Source organism: Alteromonas ulvae, from assembly GCF_048987005.1.
GTDB lineage: Bacteria > Pseudomonadota > Gammaproteobacteria > Enterobacterales > Alteromonadaceae > Alteromonas.
This window is the reverse complement of the sequence record NZ_CP185261.1, coordinates 1047943-1064778: the sequence shown is the minus strand read 5'-3', so window position 1 is coordinate 1064778 and position 16836 is coordinate 1047943. Positions and strand designations below refer to the sequence as shown.

General features: G+C 44.6%; 17 protein-coding genes and 1 pseudogene. 8 read left to right on the top strand and 10 right to left on the bottom strand.

Going from position 1 to position 16836, the window contains the following annotated elements; genetic code table 11:
- Positions 1–186 precede the first annotated feature (186 nt).
- The 8 genes from ACOJR9_RS04665 to galE all read left to right on the top strand — a co-directional run bounded on the left by ACOJR9_RS04665 (position 187) and on the right by galE (position 8198).
- Positions 187–591: a hypothetical protein gene (locus tag ACOJR9_RS04665; RefSeq protein WP_420935203.1), complete on the top strand. Its 405-nt coding sequence runs from the start codon at positions 187–189 to the stop codon at positions 589–591.
- An 8-nt stretch (positions 592–599) separates the two neighbouring features.
- Positions 600–2429, top strand: a complete 1830-nt coding sequence (locus ACOJR9_RS04660) for a polysaccharide biosynthesis/export family protein (protein ID WP_420936052.1) — start codon at positions 600–602, stop codon at positions 2427–2429.
- 2 nt (positions 2430–2431) lie between these two features.
- Positions 2432–3211, top strand: coding sequence for an ABC transporter permease (locus tag ACOJR9_RS04655; RefSeq protein ID WP_420935202.1), 780 nt, complete (start codon positions 2432–2434; stop codon positions 3209–3211).
- Complete coding sequence (locus ACOJR9_RS04650) at positions 3208–3882, top strand: ABC transporter ATP-binding protein (protein WP_420935201.1); 675 nt, start codon at positions 3208–3210, stop codon at positions 3880–3882. The genes ACOJR9_RS04655 and ACOJR9_RS04650 overlap by 4 nt, the downstream gene beginning before the upstream one ends.
- Before the next feature lie 10 nt (positions 3883–3892).
- On the top strand, positions 3893–5008 hold the full coding sequence (locus tag ACOJR9_RS04645) for a capsule biosynthesis protein (RefSeq protein WP_420935200.1): 1116 nt from the start codon (positions 3893–3895) through the stop codon (positions 5006–5008).
- 223 nt (positions 5009–5231) lie between these two features.
- Entirely contained in the window at positions 5232–6752 is a 1521-nt protein-coding gene (locus ACOJR9_RS04640) for a peptide MFS transporter (protein WP_420935199.1), read from the top strand.
- 124 nt (positions 6753–6876) lie between these two features.
- Positions 6877–7179 carry a DUF6170 family protein gene (locus tag ACOJR9_RS04635; RefSeq protein ID WP_420936051.1) on the top strand — a complete coding sequence of 101 codons (303 nt, stop codon included), beginning with the start codon at positions 6877–6879 and terminating at the stop codon, positions 7177–7179.
- Positions 7176–8198 (top strand): UDP-glucose 4-epimerase GalE, encoded by a 1023-nt coding sequence (gene galE, locus ACOJR9_RS04630; RefSeq protein WP_420935198.1) that lies wholly within the window; start codon positions 7176–7178, stop codon positions 8196–8198. Before ACOJR9_RS04635 ends, galE begins: the two co-directional genes overlap by 4 nt.
- A 216-nt stretch (positions 8199–8414) precedes the next feature.
- On the opposite strand, the gene ACOJR9_RS04625 is transcribed toward galE, so the two are convergent.
- The 10 genes and pseudogenes from ACOJR9_RS04625 to ccmA all read right to left on the bottom strand — a co-directional run bounded on the left by ACOJR9_RS04625 (position 8415) and on the right by ccmA (position 16755).
- Positions 8415–9314, bottom strand: coding sequence for a VacJ family lipoprotein (locus ACOJR9_RS04625; protein WP_420935197.1), 900 nt, complete (start codon positions 9312–9314; stop codon positions 8415–8417).
- 2 nt (positions 9315–9316) lie between these two features.
- Complete coding sequence (gene ccmI / locus ACOJR9_RS04620; RefSeq protein ID WP_420935196.1) at positions 9317–10666, bottom strand: c-type cytochrome biogenesis protein CcmI; 1350 nt, start codon at positions 10664–10666, stop codon at positions 9317–9319.
- Entirely contained in the window at positions 10663–11091 is a 429-nt protein-coding gene (locus tag ACOJR9_RS04615) for a cytochrome c-type biogenesis protein (RefSeq protein ID WP_239059991.1), read from the bottom strand. The genes ccmI and ACOJR9_RS04615 overlap by 4 nt, the downstream gene beginning before the upstream one ends.
- A 65-nt stretch (positions 11092–11156) precedes the next feature.
- Positions 11157–11819 carry a redoxin family protein gene (locus ACOJR9_RS04610; protein ID WP_420935195.1) on the bottom strand — a complete coding sequence of 221 codons (663 nt, stop codon included), beginning with the start codon at positions 11817–11819 and terminating at the stop codon, positions 11157–11159.
- The gene (locus ACOJR9_RS04605; RefSeq protein WP_420935194.1) at positions 11816–13819 is read right to left on the bottom strand and encodes a heme lyase CcmF/NrfE family subunit; all 2004 of its coding nucleotides are present in this window, start codon (positions 13817–13819) and stop codon (positions 11816–11818) included. The genes ACOJR9_RS04610 and ACOJR9_RS04605 overlap by 4 nt, the downstream gene beginning before the upstream one ends.
- A 156-nt stretch (positions 13820–13975) precedes the next feature.
- Positions 13976–14425, bottom strand: a pseudogene (ccmE, locus tag ACOJR9_RS04600) (cytochrome c maturation protein CcmE); the annotation flags it as partial.
- A gap of 90 nt (positions 14426–14515) precedes the next feature.
- Complete coding sequence (gene ccmD, locus ACOJR9_RS04595; protein WP_032094313.1) at positions 14516–14713, bottom strand: heme exporter protein CcmD; 198 nt, start codon at positions 14711–14713, stop codon at positions 14516–14518.
- Position 14714: 1 nt separating this feature from the next.
- Positions 14715–15467, bottom strand: a complete 753-nt coding sequence (locus ACOJR9_RS04590) for a heme ABC transporter permease (RefSeq protein ID WP_420935193.1) — start codon at positions 15465–15467, stop codon at positions 14715–14717.
- Positions 15467–16132 carry a heme exporter protein CcmB gene (gene ccmB, locus ACOJR9_RS04585; RefSeq protein WP_420935192.1) on the bottom strand — a complete coding sequence of 222 codons (666 nt, stop codon included), beginning with the start codon at positions 16130–16132 and terminating at the stop codon, positions 15467–15469. Before ccmB ends, ACOJR9_RS04590 begins: the two co-directional genes overlap by 1 nt.
- Positions 16132–16755: a cytochrome c biogenesis heme-transporting ATPase CcmA gene (ccmA, locus tag ACOJR9_RS04580; protein ID WP_420935191.1), complete on the bottom strand. Its 624-nt coding sequence runs from the start codon at positions 16753–16755 to the stop codon at positions 16132–16134. Before ccmA ends, ccmB begins: the two co-directional genes overlap by 1 nt.
- Positions 16756–16836: the final 81 nt, after the last annotated feature.

The following is a 16836-nucleotide window of genomic DNA, read 5'->3' as shown; positions in this document are numbered from 1 at the left end:
TTAATGGTGGTCTATCTTTCGCAAAAACGCCTAACGACATACACGCAAATAGCATATTATCTAACAAATTGTTGCGGTTAAGTTCGCTTTTGCTCATTGAGTGTCGCATTGAGCAAAACCACAATCACGCATTTAATAAATCTTATGTTATCCTATCGCCAAATTGCTACACGGATATGAAAGCGAATGTCAAAACACATCACTTATTTTTTTTCTGCTGTCACCGTAATGATGGGTGTAACAGGTTGTACCACTCACCCTACCGTTACAAAAGCTGACATACCATTGGTTCACTCTTCTCTAGCTTATTCGCTAAATAGTACCACTGCATTAACTGTTAATATTCCAAGAGCTAATATGCTTTTTGATACCAAGGACTCCATACCAATAACCTTTGACGGTGCTCGCTATCATTCAAAAGAGCGGTATATTTCCGCCACTGGTAATAAATGCATAAGGTTTGTTTTGAGCGATAGTAATGCAGACATTCAGACTAGCACTACTCGTGGCAAACTCACATCCTGCGAAAGAGAGGGTGTTTGGGTTTTGATAAATCCACTCGTCGCAACCATGAACATGGAAGGCGTTTAACTCATATGATGGCTCATAACGTGATAAAGCTTACACAATATTATACGGTTGCATTACCGCTTATCCTTACATTGTTAGTGTTTAGTACTAACGCAAATAGTCAAAGCGCCGAACAAATTGAACAGCTCAGGCAGCGAGCACAGCAAACAAACAGTTCATCTACAGGAACGTCTGCGGTATCCCCACTCAATATTTCAAGCCAACGAACGCTACCCGGAGCAACACAATCGGGCAGCGCTGTAGGTCAGTTCACAACCCAACCTAGAAATGGCGTATCTTTGCCGGGTGAGCCCACCATAGATACCGTATTCCCTCTACAAACAGCAATGGAAAACCCGCCTTTTGCGGCCAACCTATTCATCGGTGGATTTGAATCAGAGCGCACCTCTGGGATGAATGACAATTACCTTGTCGCACCGGGCGACAAAATTTCAATTTGGTTGTGGGGAGCGGTCAACTTTTCAGATGTGGTTACTGTCGACAATCAAGGCAATATCTTTATTCCAAACATTGGTCCAATACGTGTGGCAAATACACCAGCAGGAACAGTTAACCAGACTGTGACAGGCAAAATTCGACAAGTCTACACCAATGATGTAAACGTGTATGTCAACCTCCTTACGACTACTCCTGTTTCAGTTTACGTTTCTGGGCCGGTATTAAGGCCGGGACAATATGCGGGTCTTGCTTCAGATAGCGTACTCTATTTTTTAAAGAGGGCTGGCGGCGTTGATTTTCAACGTGGCAGTTTTCGGCAGATTGATGTAATACGAGACAGTAAAGTAGTAGCAAGTGCAGATCTATATTCATTTTTCAGAAACGGAAAACTTCCTTCTCTGTCTTTCAAAGACGGCGATACCATATTAGTTCATCCCATTGGCAATACCATTACCGTTGAAACAGGTGCGCGTAACAGCTTCACGTTTGAGTTTTTGAATGAAGAGTTAAATGGTGAAGCAGTTAACTACTTTGCTCGTCCTGGAGAATTTGCTTCTCATGCTTCAGTAGCTGGAGTCAGGGGTGATAAACAATACGCTAGATATCTAAGCATAGATGAATTTGCCACATTGACATTACGAGCTGGAGATACAGTAGAGTATGTTGCCGACAACGAACCGCAAATCTATCGCATAAATGTTGCCGGAGCCTTTTCAGGCGCCTCACAAGTTATGATTGACAAAGGCACTCGCTTGCTTGACGTGTTAGATCATATCGAAGCCGACACCGCCTTATCAGATACGCAAAATATCTTTTTATTAAGAGAAAGCGTGGCAATTAAGCAAAAAGAAATCATAGAAGAAGGCCTACAGCGCCTCGAGCGCAGCATGTATACTGCACCAATTAGCTCAACCGGCGAAGGTGCAATCCGCGCTCAAGAAGCACAGCTGGTCGCTGATTTTATTGCTCGGGCTAGACAGGTAGAGCCTCAAGGAAGGGTTGTAGTTTCTGAAAATGGTGACATCGCGAATATTCTCCTTGAACCGAACGACACTATTGTGATCCCAGAAATCACCGATCTTGTCCATGTTGGAGGTGAGGTACTGCTACCTCAGTCTATCGTATACAACCCCGAGGCAACTACCGAAGACTATGTAGCGTGGGCAGGCGGATTTACACAGAGAGCCGAAGACGAGCGCATTTTAATCGTGCGTAAAAACGGAAACGTTACCTTTGCAAGTATTGACGACGGCTTTCTATCAAGTGACGAGAGCAAGCTAGAGCCTGGCGATCAAATCATTGTGCTGCCTGCTATCGATACCAAGGTGCTTCAAGCGGTGAAAGATATTACCCAGCTTGTATTTCAAGTTGCTGTTGCTGCCAATGTGGCGACAAGATAGTAATGGTAACGTTTAGAGAACAACTCTATGCGTGGAGAGGTGTGATCTTTGCGCTTTTCCTTCGTGAGTTGCAAAGTAAGTTTAACGATAAATTTGGGTTGGGCTGGGCCTTTTTAGAGCCTTTTGCATTTATTTTTGCGCTTTCTTTTCTACGCGGCCTTATCAGTGGTGGTGATATTCACACGGTACCTTTATTTATCTTTATGATGATAGGAATGGTCGGCCTGCAGTCTCTAACGACGTGCTTACAGTCGGTGTCAACATCGGTGCGCCGAAACAAACCGCTTTATGCATTTAGACAAGTACAGCCTATATCAGCCGTACTAACAGCTGGGTTTCTTGAATTTTCTGTCAAAGTCGTTGTTGTATTACTTCTTTCCCTAGCTCTTTTTCTCATGGGAGAGACGTTCGAAATTCATGACCCGTTACTGTTAATATTTTTGTTTTTGCTGTTATGGGTATTTTCAATATCGATCGGTCTTATATTTGCCATTGCAGCAGCATTTGTACCTGAAGTTGACAAAATCAAGTCAATGCTCACTCGACCGCTGATGTTTATTTCCTGCGTATTCTTCAGCCTACAGGACTTACCAGAAAAATTTTGGCCTTACCTAACTTGGAATCCACTGGTGCATTTCAATGAATTAGCACGTTATGCATGCTTTGAATCTTATGGGCACAAAGGGGTATCGCTTATTTTTCTGATAGCAGTCACCGTTGTTTTTTTATTCCTAAGTCTCTCGATGTATCACATTACATGGAAAAGAGTGTTGTCTAGATGATAAAGATAGAAAATTTAACCAAAAGCTATCCCAGCAAAATGGGACCTCAGTACATTTTCAAAAATCTGAATTTTGATTTTCCAAGCGAAGACAATGTGGCTATTTTGGGGAAGAACGGCGCCGGTAAATCTACGCTGTTTCGCATGCTCGCCAAAAGTGAATACCCAGACAGGGGCCGCGTTATTACGAATAAAGCCATGTCTTGGCCGGTTGCGCTTCAAACTGGTGTACACCCACAAATGACGGGTCGTGAAAACACGCGTTTTGTGGGAAGAATTAATAACGTTCGCTCTCTTCCTGAGTATGAAGAACGGGTTCAAGAATTTGCCGAACTAGATAAACGCTTTGACCTTCCTGTTCGCACTTACTCTTCAGGCATGCGAGCAAAGCTGGTGTTTGCATGCTGCATGAACATAGATTTTGATATTTACCTTATCGATGAAGCAACCTCTGTTGGCGACCCACTTTTTCGTAAAAAAGCGCGGCTATCACTAAAAGAAAAAAGTCAGCAAGCCGGCGTCATCATGGTGAGCCATGAATTAGACCAAATCCGAGAGTTTTGTACTTCAGCTGTCATCATTGATGACGGAAAGCTCACTTATTATCAAGATCTTGAAGAAGGCATCGATGTATATACGCAAGATGCGGACAATAAGAAATCACTTAAATAGGTTTAACACCGTGGAAAAATCTCTTACACAGCTAAACTCTCTTCTTAAACAGAATAAAACCGCCCTACTTATTCTGCCTTGGGTACTTTATGCCTTTTATCTCGTTGTATGGGCGGCGCCTCAGTACGAAAGCCAGAGCCAGCTTATTGTTAAATCTAGTGACGGTGGAAGTAGTTTTGACCCATCGTCTCTTCTGATGGCCGCTGGTGTATCGGGTGGTAGCGGTAATGAAAGTTCATTAGTGGAGGCTTATATCCAGTCTTCCGATATGATTAAGTATCTAGATAGCACGATTCAACTTCGCGACCACTATACCTCTGACGAAGCGGACGTATTTAGTGGGTTATCTGCTGAGCATAAACAAGAAGACTTTTATCAATTTTATCTAAACCATGTAGACGTGAGTGTAGACTCCACGTCGTCGGTGATCACATTGCGCACGCGAGCCTTTAATGCTGAGTATGCGCAAATAATAAACCAAACTATTGTGGCGAAAGCTGAACAGTTTATTAATACGATCAACAACAACTTAGCTAAATCTAAACTAGCATTTGCCAAGGGCGAGCACGAGATTGTTGAACAAAAACTCCAGACCGCTAAAACAGAGATTTTAGGGTTTCAGTCAAAGTACAACGTGTTAGATCCCACTGCCGAAGGCGCAGCATTCCAACAAATAGCCTTCTCTCTTGAAGCGACTCTTGCGCAGAAAAGGGCTGAGTTGAGTACCATGGCAACAATGATGTCGAATATGGCACCAGAAGTAATTAATATAAAAAGGGAGATTAGTGCGTTACAGAAAGAAGTGGAAAAGCAGAAGGAAAAAATCAGCACCACCGAAGGGCAGGGACAAAATCTTTCTGTTAGCGAGCTTATGGCCCAATACAGTAATTTGCAAGTTCAGCTTCAGCTCGCTATCCAGGCATACTCATCATCATTAATTACACTTGAAAACGCACGAGTTGAGGCTTATCAAAAACTACAACATTTAGTGACTGTGGAGTCATCCACTCTGCCCGATGACAACGCCTACCCCACTACTTTGTATAATCTCGTCCTTTTCGGCGTAGCCTTACTACTTATTTACGGCATCGCACGCATCATAGTAGCAACTATCCGAGAGTTATAGCATTCACTTAAAATAAAGATAAATGTCATCCGGCCGGTATTGTTCAATGCTGTTCAATACTTGGTCGGTTGACAGATAGCTTTCGAAGTTTGTACGTGAAATCTTGTGTCTTATCGCCACCTCTAGTATAAGAAGTCATCCGTGTTCGGACCATTATCAAAGAGCCAAACAATATAGAGCTCTATAATAACAACCATAAGCAATGTGGAATTAGAAAATAATTATGAAACCATCTATCGATACAAGTTTTTTTGGTCATCCAGGGGGCCTGAGAACGCTTTTCTTCACTGAAATGTGGGAGCGTATGAGTTACTACGGTATGCGCGCCCTGCTCGTACTCTTTATGACAGCAAGCCTTCAGACACAAGGTCTTGGATTAACCGTAGCGACAGCAGGGGCTATTTATGGCTTATACACTGGCGCCGTTTATTTTCTTGGCCTACCAGGGGGTTGGCTGGCAGACAGGCTTATCGGCGGTAAGCAAGCGGTTTGGTATGGCGGCCTCATCATTTTTGCAGGCCACGTAGTACTTGCTATCGATTTACAGAACCTATTCTTCGTTGGTTTAATCTTAGTTGCATCAGGAACTGGTTTACTCAAACCCAATATTTCTGCCATGGTTGGTCAACAATACGGAGAAGACGACGGTCGCCGCGACAGTGGCTATGCCCTTTACTATATGGGTATTAATATTGGCTCTTTGATTGCGTACTTAGTAACTGGTTATCTTCAACAAAATTGGGGATGGCACTATGCTTTTGGCGCAGCTGCAATAGGAATGGCAATTGGCTTAATTCAATATTATTTCTCTAGTCGCACGCTATCAGCAGAATCAGTTGCCCCTGCTAATGCCTACCAAGGCGCAGCAAGAAAGCGCGCATGGACAGGTGTGCTTGCCGTTGTTGCCGCAGCCATCGCAGTGATTATTTTGGCTCACATGGGTAGCATTGTTATTGAGCCGATCGCGCTTGCACAAAAAGTCGCTATCTTCTTTACTGTCATTTTCTTTTTATATTTTGGCTTTATTTATTTTAAAGGCGACTTAACAGAAAACGAAAAGAGACGCATGTGGGCGCTGTTCTTAGTATGTGTAGCCTCGGCATGTTTTTGGTCTGGTTTTGAACAAGCCGGCTCTTCACTTAATTTGTTTGCCCAGAATTACACTGACCGTGTGTTAAGCGATGGCTCGTTCCTTACCTCTTGGTTTGGTATGTCGGCTATACCCACTGTATGGTTCCAGCTGTCAAACTCATTGTTTATCATCATATTATCGCCTTTCTTCGCTGCACTATGGATTAACCTTGCAAAACGGATGATTGACCCCTCTTACACCATAAAATGTGCCGTAGGTATTATTATTATGGCTTCGGGGTTCTTGGTCATGTTTATGGCATCACAGTACGCGGCACAAGGCTTAAAAGTAGCCCCAATGTGGTTAGTGACTACTTACTTTTTACATACAGTTGGCGAGCTATGCTTAAGTCCTGTGGCACTAAGCGCAGTGAGTAAACTATCGCCCAAGCGATTTGCAGGACAGATGATGGGGGTATTTGTTTTAACCTATTCAATCGGTAATATTATTGCCGGTCTTCTCTCTGGTAACTTTGACCCAGAGAATGTGAAAGAAATGCCGAATCTTTACCTCCAGATTGCGTTGTTCAGTATTGCAGTGGGTATTGTGATTGCTCTTCTAAGCGTTAAATCACGCTTCTGGGAAAAAGCTGGGATTCAAGAAAAAGCTTAAACACTAAAGCCCAGTTTCTACGTTAAGACAGTTTTATTTCTACGCTGTTTTAACTATTAGAAGATTGACCTACAATAACCGCCGTAATAGTCGTATTTCGGCGGTTTTTTATTGAGAGTGAATGATGACGTTTTATTTTTCTACACGTAATATCCCTTCGCTGCAGGGTTTACCACTAGCCGAGCGAGCTCGTTTACTTGACCAAGCGTCAAAACGGCTTTCCGTACCAGAAAAAACGCTACTGAATGTCTTAAAGCTTCTCGTTATTGTGCCTGTTTTTGCCTTTATTCTTCAAACTGCAACAAATTGGACATCGCTACTGTGGGCATTTGTGGTATTTTTACTTTATCCATTGGTGATAAAACCTATCCAATATTCCCTATGTGCTAAATATATAGCGCAACCGTCAAGCAAGGAAAATGAATGAAAACCATCTTAGTTACTGGTGGTGCGGGTTACATCGGTAGCCACACCGTTCTGCAGCTTCTCGAACAAGACTACGGCGTTGTTGTACTCGATAACTTATGCAATGCCAGTCCTGAGTCGTTAAGACGCGTTGAAGGTCTTACTAGCAAGTCAGTTACTTTTGTACAAGGTGATATTCGTGATACCGCCGTATTAGATGATATTTTTAGTGAGCACAGCATTTTTGCTGTGATTCACTTCGCCGGACTTAAAGCGGTGGGAGAATCAGTAGCTAAGCCGTTGTCTTATTACGAAAATAATGTGTATGGTACGCTTACATTATGTAAGGCAATGCAAAAGCACAATGTGAAGAACATTGTGTTTAGCTCATCAGCCACTGTATACGGCGACCCTGCATCCCTTCCTCTTAGTGAAGATATGTCTACAGGTCACCCAACAAACCCTTACGGCATGTCAAAACTCATGGTCGAACACATGCTTAGCGACCTTTATGGGTCAGACAGCGAGTGGAACATTGTGTTGCTGCGGTATTTTAATCCAGTAGGCGCACATAAGTCTGGCCAAATTGGTGAAGATCCTAACGGTATTCCAAACAACCTGATGCCATACATCTCTCAAGTTGCCACAGGGAAACTTCAGCAGCTTAGCGTATTTGGCGATGACTACAACACCGTTGACGGAACGGGTGTTAGAGATTACATACACGTTGTCGATTTAGCGAATGGCCACTTGAAAGCGCTAGACAGACTCAATCTTAATATGGGATTAGATAAGTATAATCTCGGCACCGGTCAGGGTTATTCTGTGTTAGAAATGATAGCCGCATTTGAAAAAGGCTCTGGCAGAAAGGTGCCTTACCAGGTTGCACCGAGACGAAGTGGTGATGTAGCGGCCTGTTATGCTGACCCTACAAAGGCGGCAAAAGAGTTGAATTGGAACGCTGATAAAGGATTAGAGGACATGTGTGCCGACACGTGGAATTGGCAGTCTCAAAACCCAACAGGCTACCCGAAAAATTAGTCAAGAATTGGCTAAAACGTAAAAATCCAATAGAAAAACCATGCACTAAGCATGGTTTTTTCTTAGTCTCTAATTCATCGATACGTATGTTCGGCTTTGTATCTGTAGTTTTACGTACTTAGTCTTATGCGTAGGCTCAGTATTCAAACGCACTCTATAAGCCTGTACGTAGCTGAGAACTAGTTTTAGAGCGTATTCTCTCTGCGTTGGACGTCGTTAATTATCTATGATGTCGCTACCTTTTGACGCTTTAACTTTATCATTTTGCTTGTCTTCTTCGCTTTGTTCTTCTTCATATTCGTAATCGTCAAAGCTCGCGTCTTCCAACATAGCTTCAAAGTCAGCAAAATCATCTAACTGTTCTTCACCAATCGCCTTATCGCCACTCTTACCGTCGGTAACACGGAAGGCTAAGTTTTCGAAATAGGCGTTTTTAACAAACGCATAATCGTCCACTGATTGCTCTAGCTGCGCTTCTTGCGCCATTACTTGTGCTCGAGTCTCGACAAGAGACACCACATAGCGAGCAATAAAAAAATTGCTGGCAATAACCGCCATAGGGTATACCGTGCCATCAACAAATTGACCGGCGAAACTTCTCGGGTCGTTAGGTCCCAACACCGGCAGCATCATAAAAGGCCCTGTATCAACACCCCATACGCCTAACGTTTCGCCAAACTCCTCATCTTTGCGAGAGATACCTATGCTCTCAGCAACATCGATAGTACCGAATAAACCAATGGTAGAGTTTAATAGGAAACGGGCCAAGCTATCTAAGCCATCATCTACCTTCCCTTGAAACACATTATTCATAAAGTTTGCCGGTTCTTGTAAATTACGCGAGGCATTTAGTAGCCCAGTCCTTGCGAACTGAGGCATTACTGTCACGTAACCAACGGTAAGAGGGCGCACAAAATAAGCGTCAAGTACTTCCCAGTTGAAATCCCACATTAAGCGATTTACTGGTTCAAGAGGGTCTCTTGGGTCTGATGAATCTACCTGCGTGCTGGTTGTCGAAACCTCAGAAGTTTGTTGGGATGCATTATTTGTCGCACATCCACCAAGTAGGCTGCTTATGACCAAAGCGCCAGCGACCAGTTGCCTGGTTATATCCATTATTACAATTCCTTATTTATGATGACGGTTAACTCAGGCATTTGCCCTTGTTTAACCTGCGCTGAGGTACTGCCCTGCCACTCGCCTGATGAAATAGAAACATCGCCATCGTTAGACAGCCTTGCTGTGATCGTGATGTCAGAAAGCGAGCTTAGATTGTATTGCGGCATCATCGCGTTTTTATTGCTAAGAGTCACCGCCGCAGGCATAGCACCAATGGGTATTTTTACTACCGCCGCAGGCATTCTATTTTCAGATAGCGCATCTTGTGCAAATACGATAAGAAAGCCCTCTTTGGGCGCTTTTACCTTCGCCTCTTCGGACAATTCTACCTTGATAATAAAGCCAGTTTTAACATGTGATGACTCTGATAATGCAGTGGTTGAATCATTGTTTGCTTCAACTGGCGCCAGTATGTCCCTGCCAGTGCCATCATCAATGCTACCATCAATGCCACCACTAGTGCTGCTGGTCAGCTGAGCCACATCTCTTGCTCTCCCCTCAAGCTCAGCAATACGGGATGTTAATCGTTGCTGCATATCACTACCATTGGGAAGCTTGTCTTTTACTTGGGCATAATAACGTTTAGTCTGCGTTAAATCACCTACTTGTGCAGAAACCACGGCCATCATTAAAGCAAGATTGTCGTTATCTGGAGCCTCAGCTAACAAGCCGTTTAATATACCCTGTGCCCTTTGAAGGTTATTTACATCACCGGTGGTCATCAACGCCTGCGCAAGCGTAATTTTGTGACCACTGTTGGCAGGAGCCAAAACGGTAGCTCTATCGATAGCCTCTATCGCCTGCACTTCTTGTCCTATGCTTAGCATTAAACGCCCTAAATACATCCACCCAGTATCGTCACTCGGGTCGTCGCGAAGGCGCTGACGAATAGCGAGGGCTAAATCAGCAATATCCTGCTGAGTCAGACTGTTCGCATTGCCGTTCGCAAGTTGCTGACTCAATTGAGGTAGCGCAGCAATAGCATCGGTTGAGCGCTTAACTTGGCTCATTTGATTCACTTGAGAATAAACCACGGCGCCGCAAATAAGCGCCATTAACCCGCCCACAATCAGCACAAGAGGCGCGGTACCGGTTTTCTTTGCTGTAAAAGCACTTTCGTCAACAAGGGCAATTTTTAACTCGTCCACCGCTTGGCGTTTGTCTATTTCGCTAATTAGCCCTTCTTTTACTTCGCGCTCCAACTCTATCAGGCGCTGTCTAATAATTTGCGTATTGCTCAGACTATCCCGTTTTGCATGATTTTTATTGCGTAAAAACGGAAATGCGATAATTAAAAGAACGAGGGTAATAAGCCCAGAAACAATTAAATAAAACTCAGACCAACTCATTCTTTATCTTGCTCCAACATTGCATCGGCTTTGGCTAATTTTGCTGCCATGTCCTCAGGCGGAGAGGCTGACTTACGCCTAACGATAAATAGTAATGCGATAAAAACAAACAACACCGGCACAGCCCACAGCCACATGGTCGCGATTGTCACTGGTGGCTGATAGTGAACAAAGTCCCCGTAACGCGTTTTCATATAATCAATAACTTGTGCTTCAGTTTTGCCCTGTTTAAGAAGGGTATATACCTTGCGGCGCATATCATGAGCGATCATAGCGTCACTATCCGCTATGTTTTGATTCTGACACATAGGGCAGCGCAGTTCCGCAGTCAACGTTAAAAACGCCGCCCGTTGCTCTGGTGTTTCAAATGAAAAGTTGTCCTCTGCTGCATAGAGGGTACTAGCAAAAGCCAGCGCGCTTATCATTAAAGCGCTTGATATGAAGGGTCTTAACCTCAAGGCAATGAGCAACGACGTTATACATTGGCGCATTACTTTACCTCCGCGCTAATAGTTTTAGCGTTTTCGCTGGTACTAGTACTTGTCTTATCACTATTACTATCAAACTTGCCTGTCGATGAATCTGCCACTAACCGATTGTACAGTGGACCTACTTTGTTTTTCCAAACCCGCTCATTAATGTCACCAATATGGTGCATTCGGATAACGCCCTGGGCATCAATAACAAAATGCTCTGGTGCGCCAGTAACACCCAAATCTAATGATGTATCGCGATACACATCAAAAATATTAAACGCATACGGATTGCCGTATCGGCTCAACATGGATGTCACTTCTTGTTGCACTCTATTGAGAGTCTTAGTGCCAAAATCTGGATCTAAATCTTGGTCAAAATAGAGACCGACAATATGAACGCCTTTCTCATTTTTCAGCTCAGTCAAATAAGGCATTTCAACCGCACACGTTACGCACCATACGCCCCACACGTTTAGTAGCGTCACCTGTCCTTTTAAACTTTCTGGGGTATAAGTTATGTCTGGTTGCATAAGATCTGGTAGTGAGAACGCTGGCAGTACTTTATCCTTCACCTGAGAATCTAGCTCTCGAGGGTCTGAAAACAGCCCTTTGAATAAAAAGACAACCAGCAGTAAAAATAATACCAGTGGAATGACGACTAAACGCGCATTCTTCATATTGCATTCCCTTCAGGTTTATTAGTCGTGCTTCTACTCAATACCGCTTTTACTTTCTTCACTTTTGCAATTCGATAGCGCTTGTCACTAATTGACAGTACGCCGCCCAGCGCCATTACTACGGCACCAGCCCATAGCCAGATAACAAACGGTTTAATGTATATCCGTATTGCCCAAGCCCCATTATCTAATGGCTCGCCCATGGCGATGAACACATCACGTGTAACTGTAGAGTGAATTGCAGCCTCGGTCATCGGCATACGCTGCACGGTGTAAAGACGCTTTTCAGGCTCCAGCCTAACGACCTTCTCGCCGTTTTTATACACATCAAAAATGCCTGCGTCGGCATTATAATTTGGTCCGTCGGCGCGCTTTACATCGGTAAAAGTAAAGTCATAACCACCTAAACTGACTGTCTCGCCAACATCCATACGAATATCACGCTCTAGCTCATAATTAGACACTAGAGTGATACCAATAATTGAAATAGCAAAACCAACATGACCTAGCACCATACCCCAGTGGCTAGGCGTCAGTTTTCTCAGCGATGTCACTGTGCTCATGTCACCCGGCATTGAGGATACCCGCTGAATAACTTCTTGCACCGTCATCACCAAAATCCAAAACACCAGTACCATACCAAGCACACCCATGTAGCTTGGCGTGTCGTAGGCGAAGTTCACAAGTATGCCTGCACTTAGCGCAATGCCCAGCGCTATAAGCAACTGTTTTTTAAGCTCGCTGGCTTTTTGATGCTTCCAACGGGTAAGCGGCCCAAGGCCAAGAATAAGCACAAAAGGAACGATAAGCAGCGTAAACATCTGATTGAAAAACGGTGCACCCACCGAAATACTGCCCAACCCCAACTCTTTATGCACAAGTGGGAATAGGGTCCCTAGCAGCACCACTAGCGTTGCAGCACAGAGGAATACGTTGTTTCCCATCAGTAACACTTCACGTGAGAAAGCTTGATACCTGCCTGGGCTTTTCAGTGACGCAGCACGCATTGCGTAAAGCAGTAAACCAAAACCACTGAGTACAATAAGAATACCGAGAATAAATAAACCTCGGGTAGGATCGCTTGCAAAGGAATGCACAGACACAATAACGCCAGAGCGAACCAAAAAGGTACCAAGTAAACTCATGCTAAATGCAGCAATGGCCAATAAAACGGTCCAAGATTTAAAGGCTTTACGCTTTTCAGTTACCGCAAGGGAATGCATTAACGCAGTGCCCACAAGCCATGGCATGAAGGACGCATTTTCTACTGGGTCCCAAAACCACCAGCCGCCCCAGCCAAGCTCGTAGTATGCCCACCAGCTACCCAGTGCAATGCCAACGGTGAGAAATGCCCAGGCAGCAATTACCCAAGGACGAGACCAGCGGGCCCACGTCGAGTCGAGTTGTCCAGAAATAAGCGCTGAAATTGCAAATGCAAATGCAACAGAAAAACCTACATATCCCATGTACAGCATGGGAGGATGGATAATCATGCCAAAATCTTGCAGCAGTGGATTGAGATCTCGCCCATCAACAGGAAAGAACGGCAGCATGCTGTTGAACGGGTTTGACGTTAGCAGCATAAACAAGTAGAAACCGATACCGATCATTCCCAGCACCGATAGGACTCGAGCTACCATAGCAAGGGGGATCCCTCGGCTAAAAATAGCAACTGCAACTGTCCATAGCGACAGCATCAATACCCACAGTAAAAACGAGCCTTCATGACCACCCCATACTGCGGTGATTTTATAGTAGATAGGCAGTTTGCTGTTCGAGTGTTGGGCAACGTATTCAACGCTAAAGTCATCGGTAACAAAAGCGTATGTGAGGCAAACATACGCAATGAGCGTAAAAATAAATAGGCCAATCGCTAACGGCTTCGCCGTTGCCATTAACGTTTCATGTTGACGGTGGGCGCCCCAAAGCGGATATACCGCCAACAAAATGGATAGCACTAACGCCAGTGTGAGCGCTATATTACCAATTTCAGGTATCATAACTTACTGCCCCTCATTCATGCTCGTGGTTGAATCTGCCTTTGAGGGCTTATTGCCCGATACACCGCTTTCGTACGTGCTTTTCTCATAAGAGCTAGCGTCATAGGATTTGTCGTTATAAGAGCTGGCGTCTGAAGAACCGTAACCGGATTTATTTTCCGGCTTAACGTGTTTTATACCCTTCATTTTTTCTGCCAATTCAGGCGGCATATACTCTTCATCGTGTTTTGCCAGTACTTCCTGAGCATTTATCTGTCTTGAGTCTGTTAATACGCCCGTAGCCACTATGCCCTGACCCTCGCGAAATAAATCCGGTAAAATACCGGTAAAAGTCACCGTGACAGCAGGGCCTGTATCTACAAGGTCGAAACTGACCGCTAAACTATCTGGGTCGCGGCTTACCGTTCCTGGCACCACCATTCCGCCAATACGCAAACGCTGTCCTACCTGTGGCTTTAGTCCATTTTTACCCTCAATGATTTCGCTTGGCGTATAAAATAAATCAATGCTGTCGTTTAATGCATAGAGCATCAGTCCAATTGCACTAGCAACTAGAAGGCCGATTAAAGCCACTACCGTTAAACGCTGCTTTCGTCTTGGGTTCATGCAACTATCTCACTTCGATATTTGGAAAATTGAAAAATGTGTCTTGTTGATAGCACGCCTAATACAGCGAGCTAATTTTAAGCGCCCAATTTAAACGCTCTGCTGGGCACGCTTAATTCGGGCTCTTCGCTCTTGTTCTTTTAGCGTTGTAGACAGCAGCGTTTTTTGCTTTACATAACTTTGTATTGCTATGATGGCCATGCTGCCAAACGTGACAAAAAACGATATCCATACGTAAAAGGCATACCCGCCCATCGCAAAAAAGTCTGTCAACGATTCAAATTGCATACTACTGAGCCCCTTTTACCTGTTGTGTCGCAAGCGCTTGCACCCAAGGACGATGCATTTCTCGCAGCACAATTTCATTGCGTAAGCGAACTGTGGTTACTGCACCTATAAAAAATGCAAAACCAAGTAGGTTAATTAGTAGCGGCCAAAGCATTTCAGGTGCTATTGAAGGGTTGTCAAATTTGCTAATTGTGGCGCCTTGATGAAGGGTGTTCCACCACTCAACTGAGTAATGAATAATAGGAATATTCACTACCCCTACTAGCGCCATAACCCCTGCGGCTTTACCCGCTTGCTGTTTATCTTCAAATGCACCGTAAAGCGCAATGACACCAAAATATAAAAACAACAAAATAAGCTCTGAGGTCAACCGTGCGTCCCAAACCCACCACGCGCCCCACATAGGCTTACCCCATGCAGCACCGGTGAACAGGGCAATAAATGTCATTACAGCGCCAACAGGCGCCATGGCAATCATGCTCATATAAGCCGTGCGCCACTGCCATACCATACCGACAAGTGCCGCTACCGCCATAGCTATGTAAGTGCCCATAGACAATATGGCGCTTGGCACGTGAATATAAATAATACGAAATGAATCACCCTGTTGATAATCCTGTGGCGCAAACGCAAGCCCCCATAGCGTGCCAACAAACAAAGCAATGCCTGCGCCTGACCAAAGCCAAGGCTGTAACGTTACGCAAAGCTGATAAGCTCGCTCTGTTTTTGCGTAAGGATGTAACCACTTCCACATTAGTTCTGACTCACTCTTAAAGAATACGCTATCGCAAAAGGTGCTATTGCTAGTGCCAGCAGCAGCATGGCCGCGATAATAGCAAGTTGCGGATAATAAGGTAATTGAAGTGCGGCAGAATCCACAGCTGACGTGGCAAAAATGAGTAACGGAATAAAAACAGGGATTAGCAGCAATGCTAACAACACACCACCTTTCTGTAACCCTACCGTTAACCCTACTGCAATTGCACCAATTAACGACAGTAGAGGCGTACCTAGAAGCAACGTTGCTAATAGCGCCACGTACATATCAAACGTTAAATTTAAAAACATGGCTAATAGCGGTGACAGCACGAGCATGGGAATAAAACTCACCAGCCAGTGCACGCACACCTTCACAGCACTAATCCCTGCAAGAGACCTACCTGAGAGCACGTACTGCTCCATGGTGCCGTCTTGAAAATCGTCTCTAAACATTCGATCCATGGCCATCAATGATGACAGGATTGCCGCAATCCACAGCACCCCAGGACCAATGCGTTGCAAGGTGTCAGGAGACGGGCTGACACCCAATGGGAACATGGTAACGACCATCAGCAAAAACATCAGCGGTTGAAGTAGTTCAGCCTTCTGTTTAAACGCAATGTGAACATCTCGTTTAAAGACTCCCTGATACAGCGACATTAAAACCGATACTCCAAATCAAATACGCTGTGCGCGCCTGCAGCTTCAGATAGCGGCTGATGAGAGGTAGTTATGACAATTCCCCCACGCTCAACATGAGATTTCATTTGCCCCTCGAGCAACGCTATGCCTTTAACATCTAATGCGGTAAAAGGCTCATCGAGGATCCATACGTCAGCAGGTTTTAACCACAAACGGGCTAGGGCTACTCTTCGCTGCTGACCGGCCGACAAGAACCGTACTGGTACGTCTTCAAGACCAACTAGCCCTATCCGCATTAATGCATCGAAAAGTTGGCTTTCTTCGCATTTCACTTGATGTTGAGCTAGCCAAAACGTTAAGTTATCCAATGCAGATAAGCTGCCGTTGGTTCCGCTCTTGTGACCTAGGTATAACAACGTCGACAAATACGATAACGAAGAATCTGCAATATCCTGTCCGTTAAACAATACGGTGCCAGATTCAGGCGTGCTTAGCCCGGTGAGAATTCGAAGTAAGCTGGTTTTACCCGCTCCGTTAGGCCCACGGACATACAGAAGCTCACCGGCATTGACCGCCAATGAAACATTTTCGAATAAGACCCTGTCTCTTTTTACGCATGTTAGTTCACACGCTTTTAGCACTACGACGTCTACCTTCTGTACGAATTACTAACTCTAAAAATTGACGCTAGTTTATCACAGGATGGCATTTTCGCAGTCGCG